20 protein-coding genes and 1 tRNA gene are annotated in these 21,182 nt (G+C 67.7%); 11 read left to right on the forward strand and 10 right to left on the reverse strand.

All coding sequences use genetic code 11. The features are described 5' to 3' along the window. Nucleotides 1-85: 85 nt before the first annotated feature. Together LYSHEL_RS13825 and LYSHEL_RS13830 are read right to left on the reverse strand one after the other, a co-directional pair. Entirely contained in the window at nucleotides 86-637 is a 552-nt protein-coding gene (locus tag LYSHEL_RS13825; protein ID WP_244858549.1) for a phasin family protein, read from the reverse strand. 836 nt (nucleotides 638-1,473) lie between these two features. Then, nucleotides 1,474-2,706, reverse strand: a complete 1,233-nt coding sequence (locus tag LYSHEL_RS13830) for a patatin-like phospholipase family protein (RefSeq protein ID WP_213434635.1) — start codon at nucleotides 2,704-2,706, stop codon at nucleotides 1,474-1,476. An 87-nt stretch (nucleotides 2,707-2,793) separates the two neighbouring features. Here LYSHEL_RS13830 and LYSHEL_RS13835 point away from each other — a divergent pair, with 87 nt between their 5' ends. After that, nucleotides 2,794-3,501: a DUF8198 family protein gene (locus tag LYSHEL_RS13835; protein ID WP_213434636.1), complete on the forward strand. Its 708-nt coding sequence runs from the start codon at nucleotides 2,794-2,796 to the stop codon at nucleotides 3,499-3,501. A gap of 1 nt (nucleotide 3,502) precedes the next feature. On the opposite strand, the gene LYSHEL_RS13840 is transcribed toward LYSHEL_RS13835, so the two are convergent. Then, the gene (locus LYSHEL_RS13840; protein ID WP_213434637.1) at nucleotides 3,503-3,778 is read right to left on the reverse strand and encodes a polyhydroxyalkanoic acid system family protein; all 276 of its coding nucleotides are present in this window, start codon (nucleotides 3,776-3,778) and stop codon (nucleotides 3,503-3,505) included. 51 nt (nucleotides 3,779-3,829) lie between these two features. Between LYSHEL_RS13840 and LYSHEL_RS13845 the strand changes: the two genes are divergently transcribed. Then, nucleotides 3,830-4,654, forward strand: coding sequence for an FHA domain-containing protein (locus LYSHEL_RS13845; protein WP_213434638.1), 825 nt, complete (start codon nucleotides 3,830-3,832; stop codon nucleotides 4,652-4,654). Between the two features lie 12 nt (nucleotides 4,655-4,666). After that, a complete protein-coding gene (locus LYSHEL_RS13850; protein WP_213434639.1) occupies nucleotides 4,667-5,137 on the forward strand; it encodes a hypothetical protein in 471 nt (156 codons plus the stop codon). A 40-nt stretch (nucleotides 5,138-5,177) separates the two neighbouring features. On the opposite strand, the gene msrQ is transcribed toward LYSHEL_RS13850, so the two are convergent. Both msrQ and msrP read right to left on the reverse strand, forming a co-directional pair. Continuing rightward, complete coding sequence (gene msrQ, locus LYSHEL_RS13855) at nucleotides 5,178-5,840, reverse strand: protein-methionine-sulfoxide reductase heme-binding subunit MsrQ (RefSeq protein ID WP_244858759.1); 663 nt, start codon at nucleotides 5,838-5,840, stop codon at nucleotides 5,178-5,180. Between the two features lie 26 nt (nucleotides 5,841-5,866). Beyond that, a complete protein-coding gene (msrP, locus tag LYSHEL_RS13860; RefSeq protein ID WP_213434640.1) occupies nucleotides 5,867-6,835 on the reverse strand; it encodes a protein-methionine-sulfoxide reductase catalytic subunit MsrP in 969 nt (322 codons plus the stop codon). A 140-nt stretch (nucleotides 6,836-6,975) separates the two neighbouring features. Between msrP and serC the strand changes: the two genes are divergently transcribed. From serC to aroA, 4 genes are read left to right on the forward strand one after another with little or no spacing between them, the layout of a single operon-like run. Beyond that, on the forward strand, nucleotides 6,976-8,061 hold the full coding sequence (gene serC / locus LYSHEL_RS13865; protein WP_213434641.1) for a 3-phosphoserine/phosphohydroxythreonine transaminase: 1,086 nt from the start codon (nucleotides 6,976-6,978) through the stop codon (nucleotides 8,059-8,061). After that, entirely contained in the window at nucleotides 8,054-9,217 is a 1,164-nt protein-coding gene (gene pheA, locus LYSHEL_RS13870; protein ID WP_213434642.1) for a prephenate dehydratase, read from the forward strand. The genes serC and pheA overlap by 8 nt, the downstream gene beginning before the upstream one ends. Then, nucleotides 9,214-10,329, forward strand: a complete 1,116-nt coding sequence (gene hisC / locus LYSHEL_RS13875) for a histidinol-phosphate transaminase (RefSeq protein WP_213434643.1) — start codon at nucleotides 9,214-9,216, stop codon at nucleotides 10,327-10,329. Before pheA ends, hisC begins: the two co-directional genes overlap by 4 nt. Then, nucleotides 10,326-11,645 (forward strand): 3-phosphoshikimate 1-carboxyvinyltransferase, encoded by a 1,320-nt coding sequence (gene aroA / locus LYSHEL_RS13880; protein WP_213434644.1) that lies wholly within the window; start codon nucleotides 10,326-10,328, stop codon nucleotides 11,643-11,645. The genes hisC and aroA overlap by 4 nt, the downstream gene beginning before the upstream one ends. A gap of 62 nt (nucleotides 11,646-11,707) precedes the next feature. Here the strand turns inward: aroA and LYSHEL_RS13885 are convergent, their stop codons facing one another. Beyond that, the gene (locus tag LYSHEL_RS13885; RefSeq protein ID WP_213434645.1) at nucleotides 11,708-12,274 is read right to left on the reverse strand and encodes an energy transducer TonB; all 567 of its coding nucleotides are present in this window, start codon (nucleotides 12,272-12,274) and stop codon (nucleotides 11,708-11,710) included. A 161-nt stretch (nucleotides 12,275-12,435) separates the two neighbouring features. Between LYSHEL_RS13885 and serS the strand changes: the two genes are divergently transcribed. After that, nucleotides 12,436-13,725 carry a serine--tRNA ligase gene (gene serS, locus LYSHEL_RS13890; protein ID WP_213434646.1) on the forward strand — a complete coding sequence of 430 codons (1,290 nt, stop codon included), beginning with the start codon at nucleotides 12,436-12,438 and terminating at the stop codon, nucleotides 13,723-13,725. Nucleotides 13,726-13,863: 138 nt separating this feature from the next. Here serS and LYSHEL_RS13895 read toward each other — a convergent pair whose 3' ends face one another. After that, the gene (locus LYSHEL_RS13895; RefSeq protein WP_213434647.1) at nucleotides 13,864-14,445 is read right to left on the reverse strand and encodes an FMN-dependent NADH-azoreductase; all 582 of its coding nucleotides are present in this window, start codon (nucleotides 14,443-14,445) and stop codon (nucleotides 13,864-13,866) included. Between the two features lie 166 nt (nucleotides 14,446-14,611). Between LYSHEL_RS13895 and LYSHEL_RS13900 the strand changes: the two genes are divergently transcribed. Continuing rightward, a complete protein-coding gene (locus LYSHEL_RS13900) occupies nucleotides 14,612-15,616 on the forward strand; it encodes a LysR family transcriptional regulator (RefSeq protein WP_213434648.1) in 1,005 nt (334 codons plus the stop codon). A 273-nt stretch (nucleotides 15,617-15,889) separates the two neighbouring features. Here LYSHEL_RS13900 and LYSHEL_RS13905 read toward each other — a convergent pair whose 3' ends face one another. From LYSHEL_RS13905 to LYSHEL_RS13915, 3 genes are read right to left on the reverse strand one after another with little or no spacing between them, the layout of a single operon-like run. Then, a complete protein-coding gene (locus LYSHEL_RS13905; RefSeq protein WP_213434649.1) occupies nucleotides 15,890-16,195 on the reverse strand; it encodes an antibiotic biosynthesis monooxygenase family protein in 306 nt (101 codons plus the stop codon). A 32-nt stretch (nucleotides 16,196-16,227) separates the two neighbouring features. Next, nucleotides 16,228-16,800 carry a hypothetical protein gene (locus LYSHEL_RS13910; RefSeq protein WP_213434650.1) on the reverse strand — a complete coding sequence of 191 codons (573 nt, stop codon included), beginning with the start codon at nucleotides 16,798-16,800 and terminating at the stop codon, nucleotides 16,228-16,230. After that, a complete protein-coding gene (locus tag LYSHEL_RS13915) occupies nucleotides 16,797-20,300 on the reverse strand; it encodes a cytochrome c peroxidase (protein WP_213434651.1) in 3,504 nt (1,167 codons plus the stop codon). The genes LYSHEL_RS13910 and LYSHEL_RS13915 overlap by 4 nt, the downstream gene beginning before the upstream one ends. Before the next feature lie 258 nt (nucleotides 20,301-20,558). Here LYSHEL_RS13915 and LYSHEL_RS13920 point away from each other — a divergent pair, with 258 nt between their 5' ends. Continuing rightward, the gene (locus tag LYSHEL_RS13920; protein WP_213434652.1) at nucleotides 20,559-20,996 is read left to right on the forward strand and encodes an EF-hand domain-containing protein; all 438 of its coding nucleotides are present in this window, start codon (nucleotides 20,559-20,561) and stop codon (nucleotides 20,994-20,996) included. A gap of 60 nt (nucleotides 20,997-21,056) precedes the next feature. Beyond that, nucleotides 21,057-21,146, forward strand: a tRNA-Ser gene (locus LYSHEL_RS13925). The last annotated feature ends 36 nt before the right edge of the window (nucleotides 21,147-21,182 follow it).

The following is a 21,182-nucleotide window of genomic DNA, read 5'->3' on the forward strand; positions in this document are numbered from 1 at the left end:
CTGCTAGGAAACGTAAGGGGCCCGCCGGCCCGGAACCATAAGGGGAGGGGAACTACGGTCGGAGTGGACCGGCGGGCCTGGAGCGTTACGCGACGGGCGGCTTCTTCGTCGCTTTCTTCGTGGCGCGCCTGGCGGCGGGCTTCTTCGCCGGCGCGGCGGACGCGGTGCTGCGACGGGCCTTCGGCGCCGGCGAACCACCGACGCGACGCAGCTCAGCCGTCAGCCTATCGACGCGATCGGCGAGCGAGGCCAGGTCGTCGCGGCCGGGCACGCCCAGCTTCACGAGGGCGCGCTGCACGCGATCCTCGAACACCTTCTCGAGGCGATCCCACGTATCCACGGCGCGTTCGCGCGCCTGGCCCACGCGGCTCTCGACGGCGTCGCGCACGACGTCGGCGCGGTTGCCGGCGAGCTTGCGCGCGGTCTGTTCCAGGTTGAGGCCTTCCTTGACCAGGCCTTCGAAGAGCTTGGTGCCCTCCGCCTGCGCGCGACCGAAGGCGCCCACGCCCGCGAGCCAGATCTGCTGGGCCGATTCGCTGAGGGACTTGGACAGGCGCTCGGCCTGCGCCTGGGCGCTGGCGTCACTGGCCTTCGTGCGCGACGACGTCTTGCGTGCGGTCTTCTTGAGCTTGGCCATGTGCCCTCCGCGGGCGGGGATCGGTGGAGTAGGGGATGGAGAATCGGCGCGACGTCTAGAGCAATCACACGACCCTGTGTACTCGCGCCCGGGTGAGTACGTTGTCCCCGCGAAGGCGGGGACACCCAGTGAGGGCGTTCCGCCACGTCCCGCCGCATGTCTCTTTTCCGCTGTCACAGCAGAAAAGAGACACGCGACGTGACGCGTCGGACCTCGTCGCGGTTTTGTTTTCGCCAACACGTCGTAGTAGTGCCTCGCACCGCGTCGGATGGCCGCTGGCGAACACACCTTCTCCGGAGGGAGGCGCTCGCCCACCTCGAGCCCTCGCATCTGAAATGCCTCACTGCTCTCTGGCAGGCGATGCGCCAGTCCAAGTCTGTGCCTCGCACACATTAGGAAGGAGGGCCGAGACACCGCGCTTTTGCTGCTGCTTTCGAAAGAAGGAATTGCAGCAAGCAAAGTTTCGGTGAGGCGCACCGCACGCCGAGCCAATCCCGCGCAGCCGTCCATGGATGGACGGCGCCGATGCTCGCAGCCAGGGATGGCGAGGCAGCGGAGCGGGATTGGCTGGGCGTGCAGTGCGCCGTCGGTCCGAGTGCAGCTGTTCGCCAGCGACCCAGAGATGCGGTGCCAGGGTCTACCCCTACGCAGCGTCGCAACGACCCGGTCGCGAAGCGCTTCGACGTGATGAGGGCCTATAGGTCCGTACAGTGCGCCATGGATGGCGCACGGCCGGCGTCTTGCGGCTGGACGCATCGCAAAACGACGGGGGAGGACCTATAGGCCCTCATCGCGGCGGAGCGCCGGGCCGGAGGCGGTTGAACCCGCTTTTGACCTCAACGCTGCCCGATCAAGTGCTCGACATCATCCAGCGCCCGGCGCAACCGCGCGGTGGTTTCCGTCGCCCTCGGCGGCTTCGGCAAACCATCGAGGATCGACCGCGTTTCGTCGTTGATGATCTCCTCGCGCAACGCCAACCCGTGCGCCGCCAGCACCGGCTTCAGTTCCGCCGCACGCTTGCGCAGGTCGTCCATCGTGTTGCGGTACGCCAGCTCGCACACGCGCCGGCGCGCCGCGAAGCTGAAGACATTCGTGAAGAACAACTCGCCGTCGTCGCTGTTGGGCTCGAACACCAGCTGGTCGATGTCCGGGTACGTCTGCGCGTAACGCGCCAGGCCCACCTGCATGCGCGATTGCAACAGCGTGCGGAACGTCTGCGACAGCACCACCGGCAGGCCGCCTTCCGACAAACGCTGGTCGATGCCGCCCGGCGTGCGCACCGCGTTGCCGGAATCGAACGGCACCAGCGGATTGATGCCGATCAGCAAATCCACGCCGCGCTCGAGCAGCAACGACGCATGCATCGTGCGGCGCAACGCGCCATCGACGAAATGCTTGCCGCGTACTTCCACTGGCGCATAGAGACCCGGCAACGCCGCACTGGCCTGCACCGCGCGCGAGATCGGCACGTCGTCCCAGCCTTCGTCGCCGAAGCGCACGGCCTTGCCGCTGTCCAGCTCCACCGCAATCACGTACAGCGGCGCGGCCAGTTCGCGGAAATCGTTGCTGCGCCCGCGGCGGGTGAACACTTCGCGCAGGAAGCGTTCGATTTCCGTGCTGTCGAACAAGCCCGTCGGCACCAGCCCGCCGAAGCGCGCGATCGCGTCGGACCAGCGCGAATCGCCGCGGCGGAACAGCATGTCGCGCCACCATTCCATCGCCAGGCGCGGCGCGTTGGACGCGCGGCGCATGTATTCGAAGAACGCCGGGCGCAGGAACGTCTCCGGCCGGAACTGCACGTCGTCGCTGTCGCCGGTGATGAAGATGCGGCACATCTCCGCCGTGCCCATGCGGTTGGCCAGGCCCGCGGCGAGGAACGCGCCGGAGCTCACGCCCACGTAGCAATCCAGGCGAGTGAGGTCGAGGCCTTCGATGGCTTCGTCCATCGCGCGCAGCGCGCCGAGTTCGTACATGCCGCCGATGGGGCCGCCGCCGGCGACGGCCAGGCCGATCTTCGGCGTCGTGGAAGCGGGGGTCGGCCTTGAACGGGCAGGGTGCAGGGAAAGCATCGAGTGAAGGGCGTTGCGGTGGAGTCGGCGGACTATACGGCGTCGAATGTCACCGCTGCGCTCACCGGTCCCGCAGAATCACGCCCCATGTCCGCCCCGCAAACCCCGCTGCTGCGCCGGCTGGCCTGCCACCAGGCCCTGCACGACCCGGCCCGCGAACCCCGCAACCGCCTGCGCTGGCTGCCGGAACTGCGCCGCTGGCAGGCCGCGCGGCTCGAACGCAGCTTCGCCGGTTACCTGGCCGATCCCGAAGTCGCCCCGGCCGCGCACTTCTTCCTCACCGATGTCTACGGCGACCACGACTTCAGCCGCCGCGACGCCGACATCGCCCGCGTCATCCCGACCATGCAGCGCGTGCTGCCGGCCTCCCTGCTGGCGACGGTGAGCGACGGCATCGCGCTCGGGGCGCTGACGCATGCCTTCGACCTGCGCATGGCCGAAGCGCTGCATTCGCTGTTCCCCGACGGGCGCCGCCTGGACGACAAGCGCTACGCGCAGGCGTATCGGCGCGTCGGATTGCCGCGCCTGCGCGACAAGCAGATCGCCCTGATCGAACAGGTCGGCCACGGCCTGGCCGCGGCGCTGCGCTTGCCGGGCGTGGGGATGCTGTTGCGGATCTCGCGCGGGCCGGCGCATGCGGCCGGCTTCGGCGAGCTGCAGGCGTTCCTCGAACGGGGCGTGGCGGCGTTCCGCGAACTCGGGGACGCCGATGCGTTCCTGGACGACATCGCGCTGCGCGAACGGGCGCTGGCGGCCCGTCTATTCGAGGGCGTGGCCGACCCGTTCGCGGTCTGACTCAGGCGAAGCGTTCGCCCAGCACGCGGCGGATTTCCTGTTCGATCGGGCCCTTCATCGCCGACAGCAGGAACCCCAGCTTCGCGGTGACGTGCAATTCCTTCGGCATCAGTGCGATGTGGCCATCCACGCCCGAGCGCGAGAAATGCAGCGTGTCGCCTTCCCAGCGGCTTTCCATCCCGAACCGCGCGTCCAGCTTGTCCGCGACTTCCTGCACGGCCTTGCGTGCCTGGGCCGTCGGCAGTGCGTGGGGATGGCGGATATCGATCTGGGACATGGCGGGCTCCGGGGAAATTGTTGGCAACTAGAGTGGACGCATTGTGCACGCATGCTAGATTCCCGCGCGGTGGATACCTTGCGATTGCGCTTCACGAACTCGAACCAGCCCGACCTCGCGGTCGGCCCGGGCCTGCATGGCATCGGGCGCGCCGCGGACGGCACGCTCGCGCCCGTGCCCGACAAGGGCGCAGCGATGGCGCAGTTGTGCATCGATCGCCGCGGCGTCTGGCTGACGCTGGGCGAGGGCGCGCGCACCGTGCACGTCAATGGCCGCCCGGTGCGGCGCATGGCGATGCTGCGCGTCGGCGATGCGATCTACGTCGACGGCAACGAATTGCTGCTGCTCGGCCCGAAGGGCGATCGCGCGCTGCCGCCGGCCGCCAACGGCGTCGGTGACGCAGGCGATCCGCGCATCCTGTTGCGCGGCGTGGGCGGCCAGTACCACGGCCGCAGCTTCACCCTCGAACGCCCGCGCATCATCGGCCGCGGCGTCGAAGCCGACATCCGCATCGACGACCCCGCCTTCGCCGAACGCCACGCCCGCATCGAAGTGCAGGGCGGCAACGTGCTGCTGCGCAGCCTGCCGGGCGCGGAGCCGAGCGTCGTCAACGGCGAATCGGTGCGCGACGCCGTGCTGCGCACCGGCGACCAGATCGTGTTCGATGCGCACCAGCGGTTCGTCGTCGAAGCACCGGGCCGGCCCAACATTCCGCACGACGCGATGGCGCCGGAGTTACCGGACGACATCGACTTCGCGCAGACGAGTGCGACGCGCAACCGGAATACCGCGCGGCGCTTGCCGTGGTTGTTGCTGGCGGCGTTGCTGCTGGCGGGGGCGATCAGTGCGATTCTGTGGTTCGGGTCGCCGGGGTGAGGCAAGAGCGGGATGACCGAACTTCCGCCGCCCGGCGAACCAGACAAGCTCGATACCCTTCCGCGTCGTAGGCTGCCTGGGCCGTTGCGCGCTGGCGCGGCGCTTCTGCGTGTGTGTGCGGGGTTGTTCGTGGCCTTCGTCGCGCTCTTTTGCTTCGCGGTGTCGCTGCTGAAGGTGCTCTTTGATCGTGACAACGGCCGCGGCTTGATCGGCGGTCTGATCCTTGGCGCGACGAGCCTGTGGGTGGTCACGTTGGGCGTGCGACTTGTTTTCAACCGTCGCAGCTACGGCGGATTGCTGCCGCCTTGGTTCTTGCGCTTGTTTGCCGTGTACCTGGTGTCCTTTCCGATCTTCTTGCTCGTCACTCAGCAGAACACGTCCTGGCCTTGGTGGCGCTACCTGTTAGCCGGGGCAATGATGTTGTCAGGCGTGTCGTACTGGTCAGTGGCGGCGTACCGAAAGGCAAGCCACCTCCGCGCCTGAAGGTGGTCCACCCACCCGATTCCGGCCCTTTCCCTGTTCCCTATTCCCCGTTCCCGCTCTTCAAGGGCATCACCCCCGCCCGCGAAACCGACGGCGTCGTCACCCGCCCAACCCGCGCCGCCCCCCACTTCTTCCACACCCGCCACCCCAGCAACACCGCCAGGATCCCCGCATACAACGCGGGCTCGCGGATGTCCGATTTCACCAGCCACCAGAAATGCAGCACCGCGAGCACGCCGATCGCGTAGACGAGCTTGTGCAGGCGCGCCCAGTTGCGGCCGAGGCGCTTGATCCACCCGGTGGTGGAGGTGATCGCGAGCGGCAGCAGCAACAACCACGCGGTGAAGCCGACGGTGATGTAGGGCCGCTTCACGATCTCCGCGAAGATCTGCGTCCAGTAACCGCGCAGGTCCAGGCCGAGGTACGCGCTGAAATGCAGGGTCGCGTAGAAGAATGCGTACAGGCCGAGCATGCGGCGGAAGCGCACCAGCACGGCCTGGCCCGTGAGTTGCCGCAACGGCGTGACCGCGAGCGCGAGCATCAGGAAGCGCAGCGCCCACAGGCCGAGGCGATGTTCGATTTCGGCGACGGGATCGGCGCCCAGTGCGTCGCTGCCGGTCTGCGAAACCGTCCACACCTGCCAGCCCAGCCACGCGGCCGGCGTCAGCGCGAGCGCATGCACGACGGTCTTCGCCGCGATGATCCCCGCCGGCGTGCGGCGCTTCGCGCTCAGAACCACTTCCTCAGGTCCATGCCCGCGTACAGCGATGCGACCTGCGGGTAGCCGTTGAACAGCTTCGTCGGGATGCGTTCTGCAAACAGCTTGCTCGCGGTGCCGGCGATGCGGCGCTCGGTCTTCTGGCTCCAGCGCGGATGGTCGACGTTCGGATTGACGTTGGAGAAGAAGCCGTACTCGCTCGGCTGCGAGGCGTGCCACGCGGTCTCCGGCATCTTCTCGACGAACTCGATGCGCACGATCGACTTGATCCCCTTGAACCCGTACTTCCACGGCACGAGCAGTCGCAGCGGCGCACCGTTCTGCTGCGGCAACGCCTTGCCGTAGAGCCCGGTGGCCAGGAACGCGAGCGGATGCATGGCCTCGTCGATGCGCAGGCCTTCGCGGTACGGCCAGTCGAGGATCGGATAGCGGATGCCCGGCATCTGCACCGGATCGCCCAGCGTCACGAAGGCCACGTACTTCGCCTTCGAGGTGGGCTCGAATCGCTTGAGCACCGGGCCCAGCGGCACGCCGAGCCACGGGATCACCATCGACCAGCCTTCCACGCAGCGCAGCCGGTAGATGCGTTCCTCGGGCTTGAAGCCCTTCAGCAGGTCGTCGAGCGACAGGCGGCCGGGCTTGGCGCATTCGCCGCCGACCAGGACGGTCCAGGGTTTGGTGCGCAGGGTTTTCTTCGCCTGCGACGGGTCGGCCTTGCCGCTGCCGAACTCGTAGAAGTTGTTGTAGCTGGTGGCGTCTTCGAAACGCGTCAGCTCTTCCGTGGTGCGGAAGCCGGAACTCGCCTGTGCCGGGGTCACGATGGTCTTCGACGGCGGCGGCGGGGGCGCGGCATCGCTGCAGCCCGACAGCGCCAGGGTGGGCATCGCGGCGAAGGCAGCCAGCAGCCGTCGGCGATCGGCGTAGACCGCCTCGTCGGTGATCTGCGAAGCGGGGATGTTGAGGGCGTCGCGCAGGCTCATGTCGGGCTCCTTTGGTAGAGCAATTCGCCCGAGGGCACCGGAAGGTTACGTGCGAAAGCATCCAGCGGATGCGAAGAGTGCTTCCACTCCAATTCTCCTGTTGCATACTGGCCCGCCACCATTCAGGAGCTTTCGCCGACATGTCCCGCGCCTACAACTTCAGCGCCGGTCCGGCGACCCTTCCCGAACCGGTGTTGCGCCAGGCGCAGTCGGAAATGCTGGAGTGGCGCGACGCGGGTGCGTCGATCGTCGAGATCAGCCATCGCGGGCCGGAGTTCCTCGAAGTCGCCACCAGCGCCGAGCGCGCGTTGCGCGCGCTGCTCTCCATCCCCGACGACTACGCGGTCCTGTTCACCCAGGGCGGCGCCACCACGCAGCAGGCGCTGATCCCGCTCAACTTCGCGCAGCCGGGCCAGCCGGCCGATTACGTCGTGACCGGGCACTGGGGCAAGACGGCGCTGAAGCAGGCCGGGCCGTACGTGGCCACGCATGTCGCGGCCAGCAGCGAGGCCGACGGCTATCGCAACATTCCCGCGCGCAGCACCTGGCAGTTCGCCGCCGATGCGGCGTACGTGCACATCACCGCCAACGAAACCATCCACGGCGTCGAGTTCCGCGAGATCCCGGACGTCGGCGACGTGCCGCTGGTCGCGGACTTCAGCTCCTCGATCGCCAGCGAACCGTTGGACATCGGCAAGTTCGGCGTGATCTACGCCGGCGCGCAGAAGAACCTGGGGCCGGTCGGCATCAGCGTCACCATCGTCCGCCGCGACCTGCTGGAACGCGCCGGCCAGCCGCGCGCCGACATCTTCGACTACCGCTCGCAGCTCAAGGGCGAGTCGATGCTCAACACGCCGCCCACCTGGAACTGGTACATGCTCGGCCTCACCGTGCAGTGGATGCTGGACGAAGGCGGCGTGGCCGAGTTCGCGCAGCGCAACGCGCGCAAGTCGGCGCTGCTGTATTCGGCGATCGACGAGAGCGGCGGCTTCTATCGCAACGAAGTCGACCCGGCCGTCCGGTCGCGCATGAACGTGCCGTTCTTCCTCAAGGATGAAGCGCTCGACAAACCCTTCCTGTCCGAAGCCAAGGACGCCGGCTTGATCGCGCTCAAGGGCCACCGCGTGATCGGCGGCATGCGCGCGTCGATCTACAACGCGATGCCCGAGGCGGGCGTGCAGGCGCTGGCCGATTTCATGCGGGACTTCATGCGGCGCCATGGCTAAGGCGAAACCGCCGTCGAAGGCGAAACCCGCGCCGCGCACCAAACGCGTGGCTGCGGCGGTGCCGGAGTCGCTGGGCGCGCAACCGGATCTTGCGGCGGTGCGCGCGCAGATCGATGGCATCGATCGCGAGATCCAATCCCTGATCGCCGAACGCGCCCTGTGGGCGCGGCAGGTCGGCAAGGCGAAGGGCAAGCTCGCCGCCGCGGTGGATTACTACCGGCCCGAACGCGAAGCGCAGGTACTGCGCCGCGTGGTGGACCGCAACGAAGGCCCGCTGGCCGACGACGTGCTGGTGCGGCTGTTCCGCGAAATCATGTCCGCGTGCCTGGCGCAGCAGGAACCGCTGAAAGTCGGTTACCTCGGGCCGGAAGGCACGTTCTCGCAGCAGGCGGTGCACAAGCACTTCGGCCATTCGGCGAAAGGGCTGCCGCTGGCGAGCGTGGAGGAAGTGTTCGACGAGGTCGCCGCGGGGCACGCCGATTTCGGCGTGGTGCCGGTGGAGAACTCGGGGCAGGGCACCATCCAGTCGACGCTCGACATGTTCATCACCTCGCCGCTGAAGATTTGCGGCGAAGTGGAATTGCGCGTCCATCAATACTTGCTGTCGCGCACGGGGCATATCGAAGACATCGAACGCGTGTATTCGCACGGGTTGTCGCTCGCGCAGTGCCGCGGGTGGTTGCGGCAGCACCTGCCGCAGGCGGAGAAGCATGCGGTGGCCAGCAATGCGGAAGCGGCGCGGCGTGCGCGCAACGCGGATGACTCGGCGGCGATCGCCGGCGAGAACGCGGGGCACGTGTACGGATTGAAAGTGGTGGCGGGGCCGATCGAGGATCGCCCGGACAACACGACGCGGTTCCTGGTGATCGGGCGGGCGCTGTTCCCGCCGTCCGGACATGACCGCACGTCGATCATGGTGTTCGTGCGCGACCAGCCGGGCGCGCTGTTCAAGGTGCTGGAACCGCTGGCGCGTCGCGGCATCAGCATGAACCGCATCGAGTCGCGGCCCGCGCATACCGGGCTGTGGCAGTACGCGTTCTTCATCGATGCGGGCGGGCACGTGGAAGAGTCGCCGTTGCGCGATGCGCTGGCGGACCTGGAAGACTTTGCCGAGAACGTCACCGTGCTGGGGTCGTATCCGGTGGCCGTGCCATGACTTCAGACGGTGTGGGTTTCGAAGCGCTGGCGCAGCCCGGCATTCGTGGATTGCGCGCCTACGATCCCGGCCACGATCTCGTGGCGTGGCGGCGGCGCGTGGGGCCGGGGTTGATCGAACTCGGGTCGAATGAAAATCCCTGGGGCCCATCGGCGGCCGCCCGCGATGCGGTGCTGGATTGTTTGCACTCGCTGCATCGGTATCCCGATCCGCTGGGCGGCGACTTGAAACGCGCCCTGGCCGCGAAACTCGGCGTCGAAGTCCCGCAACTCCTGCTTGGCAACGGCTCGCATGAATTGCTGATGCAGGTGGGGCAGGTGTTCGCGGGTGCGGGCGATGAGATCGTGGCGTCGGAGTTCGGCTTCGCGGTGTATGCGTTGGCGGCGCAAGCCGCGGGTGCGACGCTCGTGCGCGCGCCGGCATTGCCGCGATCGCATGCGATGCCGCGCGGACATGACCTCGACGCATTGGCCGACGCGATCACGCCGCGCACGCGCGTGGTGTATCTCGCCAATCCCAACAATCCGACGGGCACATGGTTCGCCATCGACGCGCTCGCCGCGTTCCTGGCGCGCGTGCCCGACACGGTGATCGTCGTGGTCGACGAGGCGTACGCGGAATTCGTCGACGATGGCGCGACCGCGTTGTCGCTGCTTCCTTCGCATCCCAACCTCGTGGTCACGCGCACCTTCAGCAAGGCGCATGCGCTGGCGGGCTTGCGCGTGGGGTATGCGGTCGCGCATCCCGGCTGGGTCGCGGTGATGGAGCGCGTGCGTGAAAGCTTCAACGTGAACCTGGTGGGCCTGGCGGCGGCGGAAGCCGCGCTGGCCGACGACGCGCACATGCGCTGGGCACTCGCGCGCAACGCCGAGGAGCGTGCGAAGCTCAGCGAGGCGTTGTCGTCGCGCGGGTGGTTCGTGCATCCGTCGATGACCAATTTCCTGCTGGTCGAATTCGGCGCCGACACGCCGATGTTCGAAGCCGGCCTGCTCGAACGTGGCCTCGTGCTGCGCCCCATGGGCGGGTATGGTCTGCCGCAGTGCCTGCGCATCACGGTGGGCGATCGCGACGAAAACCGGCGGCTCCTCGCCGCCCTGGATGAGATGCGATGAACGCGAAGGACCCGCTGCAACAGGACTGGATCGCCGCACGCGGGACGCCGTTGCACGGCGTGCTGGACGTGCCGGGCGACAAGTCCGTCTCGCACCGCGCGATCATGCTGGCGGCGCTGGCCGATGGCACGTCGCAGATCGATGGGTTCCTCGAAGGCGAAGACACGCGCGCGACCGCGGCGATCTTCGAACGGCTCGGCGTGAAGATCGAAGTGCCGGCCTCGCGCACGCGCATCGTGCATGGCGTGGGCCTGGATGGTTTGAGCGCACCGCATTCGCCGCTGGATTGCGGCAACGCGGGGACGGGCATGCGCTTGCTGGCGGGCTTGTTCGCCGCGCAGGCGTTCGACAGCGTGCTGATCGGCGATTCGTCGCTGACGCGGCGGCCGATGCGGCGCGTGCTGGATCCGCTGTCGCGCATGGGCGCGAAGATCGCCGCGCACGATGGTTTCCCGCCGCTGCGCATCACCGGCGGCCAGGAACTGCAGGGCATCGTATACAGCTCGGAGATCGCGAGCGCGCAGGTGAAGTCTGCGGTGCTGCTGGCGGGCCTGTACGCGAAGGGCGAAACGCGCGTGCAGGAGCCGCATCCCACGCGCGACTACACCGAGCGGATGCTGCAGGCGTTCGGCTGGCCGGTGGAATTCTCGCCGGGCCTGGTGCGCCTGCCGGGAGGGCATCGGTTGACGGCGGCGCATGTGTCGGTGCCGGCGGATTTCTCGTCGGCGGCGTTCTTCCTCGTGGCTGCGAGCCTGATCCCGGAATCGGACGTCACCTTGCGTCGCGTCGGCATGAACCCGCGGCGCACCGGGTTGCTGCGCGTGTTGCGCGAGATGGGCGCGCAGATCGAGGAAACCGATGCAGGCGAGGAGGGCGGTGAAGCGCTCGCCGACCTGCGCGTGCGCCACGCCCCGTTGCATGGCATCGAAATTCCGCGCGACGCAGTGCCGGACATGATCGACGAGTTCCCCGCGTTGTTCGTCGCGGCCGCATGCGCGAAAGGCGCGACGGTGGTGCGTGGCGCCGCCGAGTTGCGCGTCAAGGAATCCGATCGCATCGCCACGATGGCCGCAGGCTTGCGCGCACTGGGCATCGAAATCGAAGAAGCCGCCGATGGCGCGACGATCCATGGCGGCACGCTGCGCGGCGGCAGCCTGGCCTCGCAGGGCGATCATCGCGTGGCCATGGCGTTCGCGATCGCGGGCCAGTTGGCGGAGGACGAAGTGCGGATCGCGGATGTGGCGAATGTGGCGACGTCGTTCCCGGCGTTCGATTCGCTGGCGCGCAAGTCCGGTTTCAACCTCCGCGCCGCATAACCGCTTGTCTCCTCCCCGCTCCGCGGGGAGGCCGGGAGGGGACGCCCAGATCGCGTCGATCCTTAAAGCTTGAACTCCACCGGCACGACAATCGTCTCCGCCACCGCCTGCCCACCCCGCATCGCCGGCTTGAACCGCCACCGGCGCACCGCATCCACCGCGGCCTTGTCCAGGTCGCGCGACAGGCTGCTGCTCTCCACGCGCACATCCGACGGCACGCCATCCGGCCCGACGTCCACCGCGAGCCGCACCGTGCCCGTTTCATTCCGCCGCATCGCGCGCTGCGGATAGCGCGGCGAGGGCGAGGACACCGGCACCGGCATCGTCGCCGGTGCAGCGGAGGCCATCGTCGGCGGCGGCACGGGCCGCGGCGCCACCGGGGCGACCGGGCGTGGCGCTTCGATCACGCGCGGCCGGTCTGCCGACGCGTTTTCATCCGGTTCTTCCATCCCGCTCGCGCCCGCCGCATCGCCCTGCATCGGCGCGGGCAACGGTGCGAATCCCGGCTCCTGGCTCGTCGGCGCCACGGGCGCGGTGGCCACGTGTTCGCCGCGCGCGTTCATCCACACGACGAGGAACACCACCAGGCCCAGGGCCAGCGCGCCGAGGATCAGGAGCGTGCCGCGCATCGAAGGAAGCACGGATTTTACAGCAGGGGACATGGGGACCTCGCCGGGGGATGTCGCGGGACCGCTGGATTCTGTCACGCACGGGATTGGCGTCCCGTCAGCGCGCGCGCGATCCACAGGCCATAATTCAGCCCCCATACCGAAACGCCCCCGACCTCCCCATGCTCGACCCCGCCCTCCTGCGCAGCCATCCCGCCGACGTCGCCGACCGCCTCAAGGCCACCCGCGGCTTCGACCTGCCGGTCGCGCACATCGAACAGCTGGAGGCCGAGCGCAAGCGCCTGCAGGTCCGCACCCAGGAATTGCAGAACCTGCGCAACACGCGCAGCAAGGCGATCGGCATGGCGAAGGCGAAGGGCGAGGACGTCGCGCCGCTGATGGCCGAAGTCGCCAGCTTCGGCGACGAGCTCAAGGCCTCGGAGATCGAACTCGAACGCCTCCGCGGCGAGCTCGAAATCCTCGCGCTCGGTATCCCCAACCTGCCGCACGCCGACGTCCCGCTGGGCGCCGACGAAGCGCACAACGTCGAGATCCACCGCTGGGGCAAGCCGCGCGTGTTCGATTTCGCGGTGAAGGATCACGTGGAGCTCGGCGCGCGCCATGGCTGGCTGGACGGCGATACCGCCGCCAAGCTCAGCGGCGCGCGTTTCACGATCCTGCGCGGCGGCCTGGCGCGCCTGCATCGCGCGCTCGCGCAGTTCATGCTCGACCTGCACACCAACGACCACGGCTACGAAGAAACCAACGTGCCGCTGATGGTCAATGCCGAAAGCATGCGCGGCACCGGCCAGCTGCCGAAGTTCGAAGACGATCTGTTCGCGACGCAAGTGCACGGCGACGAAGGCGGCCGGCGTTACCTCATCCCGACGTCCGAAGTGCCGCTGACCAACATCGTCCGCGACGTGATCGTGGACGACAACCAGCTGCCGATGCGCATGACCGCGCATTCGATGTGCTTCCGCGCCGAAGCCGGCAGCCATGGCCGCGACACGCGCGGCATGATCCGCCAGCACCAGTTCGAGAAGGTGGAACTGGTGTCGATCGCGCGCCCCGACGAGTCGTACGCCGAACACGACCGCATGACGCGCTGCGCTGAAGTCGTGCTCGAAAAACTCGGCCTGCCGTACCGCCGCGTGCTGCTGTGCACCGGCGACATGGGCTTCGGCGCCACGAAGACCTACGACCTCGAAGTCTGGCTGCCGTCGCAGGACACGTATCGCGAGATCTCCAGCTGCTCCAACTGCGAAGCCTTCCAGGCCCGCCGCATGCAGGCCCGCTGGCGCAATCCGTCGACCGGCAAGCCGGAGCCGGTGCATACGTTGAATGGTTCGGGCGTCGCCGTGGGCCGCGCGTTGATCGCGGTGATGGAGAACAACCAGAACGCGGACGGCAGCATCACGGTGCCGGACGTGTTGCGGCCGTACATGGGGGGGGTTGAACAGATTTCGTGAATCGGGACCGGGGACCGGGGACCAGGGACCGGGGACCAGGGACCAGGGACCGGGGAAAAACAGAAAGCCGCGCATCGCTGCGCGGCTTTTTGCGTTTGACGTTCCTGGTCCCTCGTCCCTGGTCCCCGGTCCCGGCCTTTACGCAGCTTCGCGCAACGGCACCGGAATGGCCGCATGTGCTGCCTTCAACGCATCCTCGCGATGCTGCGGCGAATACGCCACGCCTTCGGCACGCACGAAGGTGATGTCGGTGACGCCCAGGAATCCGAACACCTGACGCAGGTAGGCTTCCTGGAAATCCGCCGGGCTCGTGTCGCCGTACATGCCGCCGCGACCGCTGGCGATCACCAGCGTCTTGCCACCGGCCAGGCCTTCGGGCCCGTTCTCGGTGTAGCGGAACGTCTTGCCGGCCACCGCCACGCGGTCGATCCAGGCCTTCAGCGTCGACGGGATACCGAAGTTGTACATGGGCGCCCCGATCACGATGACGTCGCTGGCGAGGAACTGGTCCATCGTCGCGTCGCCGTCGGCCTTGGCGGCCACGTCGGCGCCGGTGAGGACCTCGCCGGTGAGGTGGGGGAGGGGATTGTTGTCGAGATCGCGATAATCGACCGTCAGACCCGGGACAGCATCCTGCCAACGCGCGACAATCGCCGCGCTCAGCTCGCGGGTGACGGAGTTCGCGCCCAGGGCGCTGGAGTCGAGATGGAGGAGCTTCATGGCGGTGCCTCGATGCAAGGCAGCGGGGTTGCTGCGTTGGGACGTAAGGTAGGCCGTTGCATCCATGGAATAAAGGCGGCCTAGCATCACGTATTGTTGCAATTGTAGGATGATGGCTGTCCAAGCTCAGCCATACGGACCGCCTTTCACGGTTAAAGGGAGCGCCATGCAGGACCTCAACGATCTCTATTACTTCTCCGCCGTCGTCGACAACGGCGGTTTCGCCGCGGCCGAACGCGCGCTCGGCATCCCGAAGTCGCGCCTCTCGCGCCGCATCAGCGCGCTGGAGAACGAACTCGGCGTGCGCCTGCTGCAGCGTTCGACGCGCCGCTTCGCCGTCACCGACGTCGGCAACGCCGTGCACCGGCATGCGCAATCGATGCTGGAAGAAGCGAAGGCCGCGCGCGAAGTCGTGGATCGCCTGAGCTCCGAACCGCGCGGCGTGATCCGCCTGAGCCTGCCCGTGAGCATCGCGCAGCAAATGGTGCCGCAGCTGATGCCCGAGTTCCTGGCCAAGTACCCGCAGGTGCGCGTGCAACTGCACGTGAGCAACCGCCGCGTGGACGTGATCAACGAAGGCTTCGACCTCGCCATCCGCGTGCGCAACAAACTCGACGACGACGGCAGCCTGGTGCTGCGCACCTTCGGCCAGATCCAGGAACTGCTGGTCGCCAGCCCCGCGTACCTCGATCGCGCCGGCCGCCCGACCGCCCCCGAAGAACTGAAAGACCACGTCACGCTCAGCATGAACGAAGACGAGGCGCGTCAGCGCTGGGAACTGCAGGACGCCAGCGGCGAATCGCGCCGCATCGAGTTGAAGCCGCGCCTCTCCGGCTTCGACTTCCCGATGCTCATGGCCCTCGCACGCCAGGGCATGGGCATCACCATGCTGCCGGAAACCCTGTGCGCCGAAGCCATCCGCGCCGGCGAACTCGAAGTCGTCCTCCCCGCATGGCGCCTCCCGCAAGGCATCGCCCACCTCGTCTTCGCCTCGCGCCGCGGCCTGCTCCCCGCCGTGCGCGCCATGATCGACTACCTCGCCGAACGCATGCCCGCGTTGATCGAAGAATCCAGCCTCCACTGCCGCAACTGCGCCCCCGCAGACAAGGCCAACGGCAACGGAAAAGAACGCCGCAAACCCGCGCCCCCCATCGTCGCCCCCGCACGCTAACGACGCGCTGCTCTTGCTTGCCGCGAAAGCAATGATTGGGTTGCGCGTGCGTCACACGCACGCCAGCGACCTCGAATCAAGGTCGGCCCCTTGATCGAAAAGGCTCGAATGGTGATGCCCCAGCCCGTGGTGGGGTGAGAATTTTCGCCGCCACGTCGGCGAGAAATTCTTACCACGCCGCGGGTTCGGGCGACGCGGACTTCACCTCTAGCGGGCTTTTGCAGTGATGCTGAGCGAAGAGCCGGATCCCCGCCTTCGCGGGAATGACGAGCGTCAACCCGACGCAGCCACCTCGTAATGCACGACCTTCGTCTCGTACTCGAGCAAGAACGCCGCATCCTCCTCGTAATACTTCGCCCGCTCCACATCCTCCCCCGCAAACGCCGCGATCGCCTCCATCGACGCCCAATGCGTCAACGTAATGAAGTGCGTCACATCCCCATCCTCGCGCCGCAACAACTGCACCCCAACGTTGCCCGGCACGCTGCGATAGTCGGCAATCGCCCGCGCCTCCAGGAACGCCAGGTACGCATCCGCCTGCGAAGCAAGCACACGCCCATGCCACATGCGAACGATCATGACGGAAGACTCGTAGGGGAATCGCGCGAAACTTAGCGCGCCGGCTGCACGATCGCTACCTGCATCGAATCCGGCGTCTGCTTCGCCGTCACCTGCAGCGTCCGCGTCTGTCCGCCCGCGCTCGCCACCAGTTCCGTGCGCCCCGGCTTGCGGACCTCGATCGTCACCACCCCATCGGCCTCGCGCGTCAGCGCCACCATCTCCGGATCGCGCGACGCCCAGTTGCCGCTGAGGTCCAGCGGATCACTGCCTTCATCGTCGATCGCCTGCATCTTCGCCTGCACGACGAACTTGGTCCCTTCCTGCGCGAACGCATAACGCTCGGGTGTCACCCAGCGATCGCCCATGAACAGCCCGCTGGTGACGCTCGGGTCCAGGCGATAGGCCACGACCATGCGCGACTTCGGCACGCCGGCGATCACGCCTGGCGTCGTGCGTTGCGCTTCAGTCTGGACGTCGGCGTCGCTGCCCGCGGCAGCCGTCCCCGCCATCACCGCCCGCGCACTCGCCGTCGCTGCATGCGCGCGCTCGCGCTGCACCGTCGTCAATCCGAGCGCTGCAATCACCGCGATGCCGACCAGCAGCGCCGTCGTGCGGGTGTTCACTGGTCGAAGTGATCGTTGTTGTCGCCCGCGGTGACGACGTTGGCGACGTTGAGGAACGCCGGCAATCGCGTCGCATGGCCCGCCGCACCCACCGCGGTGAGCCGACGGAAGCAGATCGCAGTGCCGCACGCGCTGACGGCCGTGGTCTGCGAGAGCATGTTCTGCCGGCCGACCGTGTTGTCCGGCGCGCGCCCGTCGACCGGGATGATCAGCTCGGGGCGATCGAACGGCGCCTGTTCGCGCGCGACGCGTTCGTCGGTGAGCGTGAGCAGGAACGCCGTCACCGCGATGCGATCCGCGGACGTCATGACGAGCTGGTTGTCGTGGTCCAGGTCCACCACGTTGAAGTCCTTGTGCGCGGCGTTGGTGACGGGGAAGTCGCCGCCGTGCGCATAGAAGTTCACGACCTGGCGCAGCGTGAGCTTGCCGCCGTTGTGGAAGTAGGGCCCGGTGAGTTCGACGTTGCGCAGGCCCGGTACCTTCGCACCGCCCGTGCGCGCGACGCGGTTGATCTGCGGCGCGGTGCCCATCAGCGGCCCATCGCCGTTGTTGAATTGCTGGTTGAGGCGGGCGCTAGGATTGAACGGACCGAGCACATCGAGATAGCCGTCCTGGATCGGCACGCTGGTGCGCGTGTTCAAGCCGCCGGCGATTTCGCCGACCTGTGGGTGCGTGGTGCCCACGTTGACGTTGCTCGCCCACGGCGCCAGCGTCGGCGGCAGGCGCGGCGTGATCGGCACGGCGCGGAAGCCCGGGTTGATGCGCGGATCCTGGGCGGTGCGCGGGAACAGGTTGCCGGTGGTGCAATTGGGTGCGCACGACGGATCGCCATCGGGATCGAACGCGGCCAGCGTGCCGCCCGGGATCATCGCGGTGCCGCCGACGTTCTTCAGCATCAGGCTCGCCAGCGCGAGCGGCCAGCCCCATCCGTCGTTGCCGCCGCGGATCGAATCCTCCGCGATCGGACGCACGCCGATGTTGTACATGCCCGCGTCGAAGAACGACGCGCCTTCCGGCCGCGAGTTGCCCTGCGCATCCGCGCGCGCCGCATCGAACAGGTCGCGCCGGATCGCGCCCACCGAGTTGTCGTTGACCAGCGCTTCGAGCGCGAAGCCCGACGCCAGGCGCGGCTTGCCGATCGGCTTGACCGGGAGCTTGGTGCCCGGCGTGCTGAACTCGCGGTTGAAGTCCTCTTGCGTCAGGCGCCCGACGAGATCCACCGCATTGGCGGACATCAGCCCACCGGCGTGGCAACTGCCGCAACGTGCGGCACGGAAGTTCGGATTGCGACCCGTGAGGTTGGTGCCATAGAACAGATCCATGCCGAACAGCCGATCCGGTTGCCCGGCGACGATCGCGCGCGTGAAGCCCTGCGTTTCGGTGAGGCAGGGCTGGCGATTGACCGGCGTGGTCGCCGTGCACAACGGCAGCGTGCCGTTGAAGCCGCGCATCGCTTGCGGATTGCGGTCGAGGAAGCGGTCGAACGGCGTGTCGTCGGAGATCAGGATCTCCACGTACGCCTGCATGCCCAGGCCCGCGAACAACGACAGGTTCGCTTCCATCTGGTTGAAGCTGGAGCGGCTCGTCGTCGGCGGGCCCGCGCCGATGTTCAGCACGAATCCATCGAACGGATCGCAGCCGGCGGGCGTCACCACGCCGTTGGTCGCGCTGGTGCACACCGCGGCGACGCCGTCGAGATGGTTGGTGGTGTTCTGCCACAGCGTCGGGAAGAACGCTTGCTGGATCATTTCCTTGTACGTCAGGCACAGGCCCGGACGATTGGCCGCCGTGGGCCGCCCGAGCGCGATGCAACGCGAGCCGCCCTGGTTGGAGAACGGGCCGAGCACGCTGTCGGTCGTCGCGACCAGTTGCCCGGCGAGCGGCGTGACGTTCGGATTGGTCGCGGTGCCGGTGCCCTGCAGCAGCTTCTTGCCGATCTTGGGCCAGCTGCGGCCCTGGAACGACATTTCGAAATTCGACAGCGCGGGCCCGACGATCTGCGAGGCGATGCTCGAGAAGCGGATCAACTGCCGCGTGCGCACCAGCGTGCCGCCGTTGTTGACGTACACGTGGCCCTGCGGATCGGACGCACCGAACACGCTGCCGCCGTTGAAATCGTGGCGGCCGCGGCCGTCCCAGAAATTGTCGTAGTAGAACGCCGCGTTGATCATCGTCGGTGTGTTGCGCGGTTCGACGCGGCGCTTGCCCGCGTACAGCGCGATCGGATCGGTGATCACCGTGCCGAGGTCGGGCAGGAGCGGTCGCACGCCGTTGTCGGCGGTGCCGAACGCGGCCGTACCGGGCGTACGGATGTTGTCGAAGCGGCGCAGGCGCACGCCCATCGAGGCGAGCACGTCGTTGGTGTCGCGCGTGACGTTGGTGGGATTGAGCAGCGGTTCGCCGGGGATGCCTTCGTTGGCGAGGCGATGCGTGGGGAAGTCGCTCGCGGCGATGTCGCGGTTGACGTCCTGGTCGGTTGCGTTCTCCGGCGTGGTGAGGTGGCGGTTGCGGAACAGTTCGAGGTCGGTGTCGCCGCCGAGCACGTTCGGGTTGAGCTGGTTGCGGATGCGTGTGTCGGCGCCGGCGGAGAAATGGCACGAGCCGCACGACTGCACGCCATCGCTGCCCAGCTGCATGTCCCAGAACAGCGCCTTGCCCAGCGCCGTGGCCATGTCGCGGTCCTGGATGTAGTCATTCGGGTTCGACGGGCGCAGCGCCTGCGCGCGGCCGGCGAGGGCGGCGTCGGAATTCACCAGGTAGTTCTGGCCGATGCTCGGCTTGCGTAGCGCCAGCACGATGCCGCGCGGCTGCGCGTTGGCGAGCGGCGTCGGATCGAACAGGCGCCCGGTGTTGCCGACGCATTGCGGTCGCGTTTCCACCCAGCCGCTCAAGGTGTCGTTGCCGCACACCGCTGCGCCGGAGTAGTTGGCGGGCTCGCCCGGATCGCTGCCGTCGGACACGAGCGGGCTGTTGTAGTCGATCGCGGGTGCATCGCCCGGGCGGATGCGCGTGCTGCCGGCGGAGATCGCACCGCGCCCTGCGAAATTCGCGACGCCCGCGAACGCGGGATTGAGCAGGCGGAACTGTTCGCCGGTGAGCGCGTTGTAGTTCAACGGCTGCACGGTGAAGCGCGGCAGCAGCGCGTCGTTGCACGGCGGCAGGCCGGTCGACGGATCGTAGGTGCAGCCCGGTGGCAGGTACGCGCGCCGGCGCACGATCGTGGTGCAGCGCGCCGCGAATCCCTGTGCGTTGCCGAGCGCGGCCTGGCCCGACGCATCGTTGGGGCACGTCGTCGTCGCGTAAGGGTTGTCGAGCATGCGTTCGAGTTCGCTCCACGTCGGCACTTCCTTCAACGACTGGAAGGGCACTTCGGGACGGAAGCGGAAATCGGCGGGAACGGTCGTCGACTCGGCGGGCGTGGTGATGACTTCGCCTGCGGCGGCAATCACCCCGCCGGCGGCCAGGCCACCTGCGAACAACAGCATGAGACGTGCGTTCATTGCCGAGCCACCCTGTAGCTTCGCTGCCGACGAAGCTTTCTCTCCTCGATCATTGCAACGTGCGCGTGAGTGTCGCGCGGACAAAAAACGCACGAATTCCCGTGTGTTTTTCGATCGCGCATTCAATAACGTGCAGTGCGCGTGCACGTGCCGGGAATGCTGCGCGCATCCGCGAAAAATGCACGTGATCGGCGCGTGACGACGGCCGTTCGCGCCCGCTGCTAGCGTTTCGATTCGACGCCACCCAAGGAGTCCGCCATGACCGTTTCGCGCACCGTCTCTGCCGTATCGCTCACCGTGGGGCTGCTGCTGGCGGGTGCCGGCGTGGCGCAGGTGGCGCATCCGGCCGCCAGCCACGACGCCAAGAGCCGCTTCGCCGCCTTCGACACCAATCGCGATGGCAAGGTGAGCGAAGACGAGTACGGCAACGAGAAGACGTTCGATGCCATCGACACCAACCACGACAACAGCATCTCCGCCGCCGAAGTGCAGGCGATCCTCGGCCCGCAGCAGGATGGCCAGCCGTCCGCCGCCGACCGCATCCGCAACGCCGATCGCAACGGCGACGGCGTGCTGAGCGACGAAGAACTGCGCCGCGGCGGCGAGACCCGCTTCCAGTGGCTGGACACCAACAAGGACGGCAACCTGGACGAAGCCGAGTTCCGCGCGGGCTTCGGCGTGCCGTTGATCCACTGAGGCTGCGCGTCCCTCCGGATTTGTCGCTGGGCAGGGGAGCCCGTAAAGTGCGCGCGATCCGGAGGGATGGCCGAGTGGTTTAAGGCACCGGTCTTGAAAACCGGCGTTGTCGAGAGACAACCGTGGGTTCGAATCCCACTCCCTCCGCCATCTCCCACACGTTTCGGTCCGCCTCGTTGGGCCAAT

The organism is Lysobacter helvus (assembly GCF_018406645.1).
Taxonomy (GTDB): domain Bacteria; phylum Pseudomonadota; class Gammaproteobacteria; order Xanthomonadales; family Xanthomonadaceae; genus Noviluteimonas; species Noviluteimonas caseinilytica.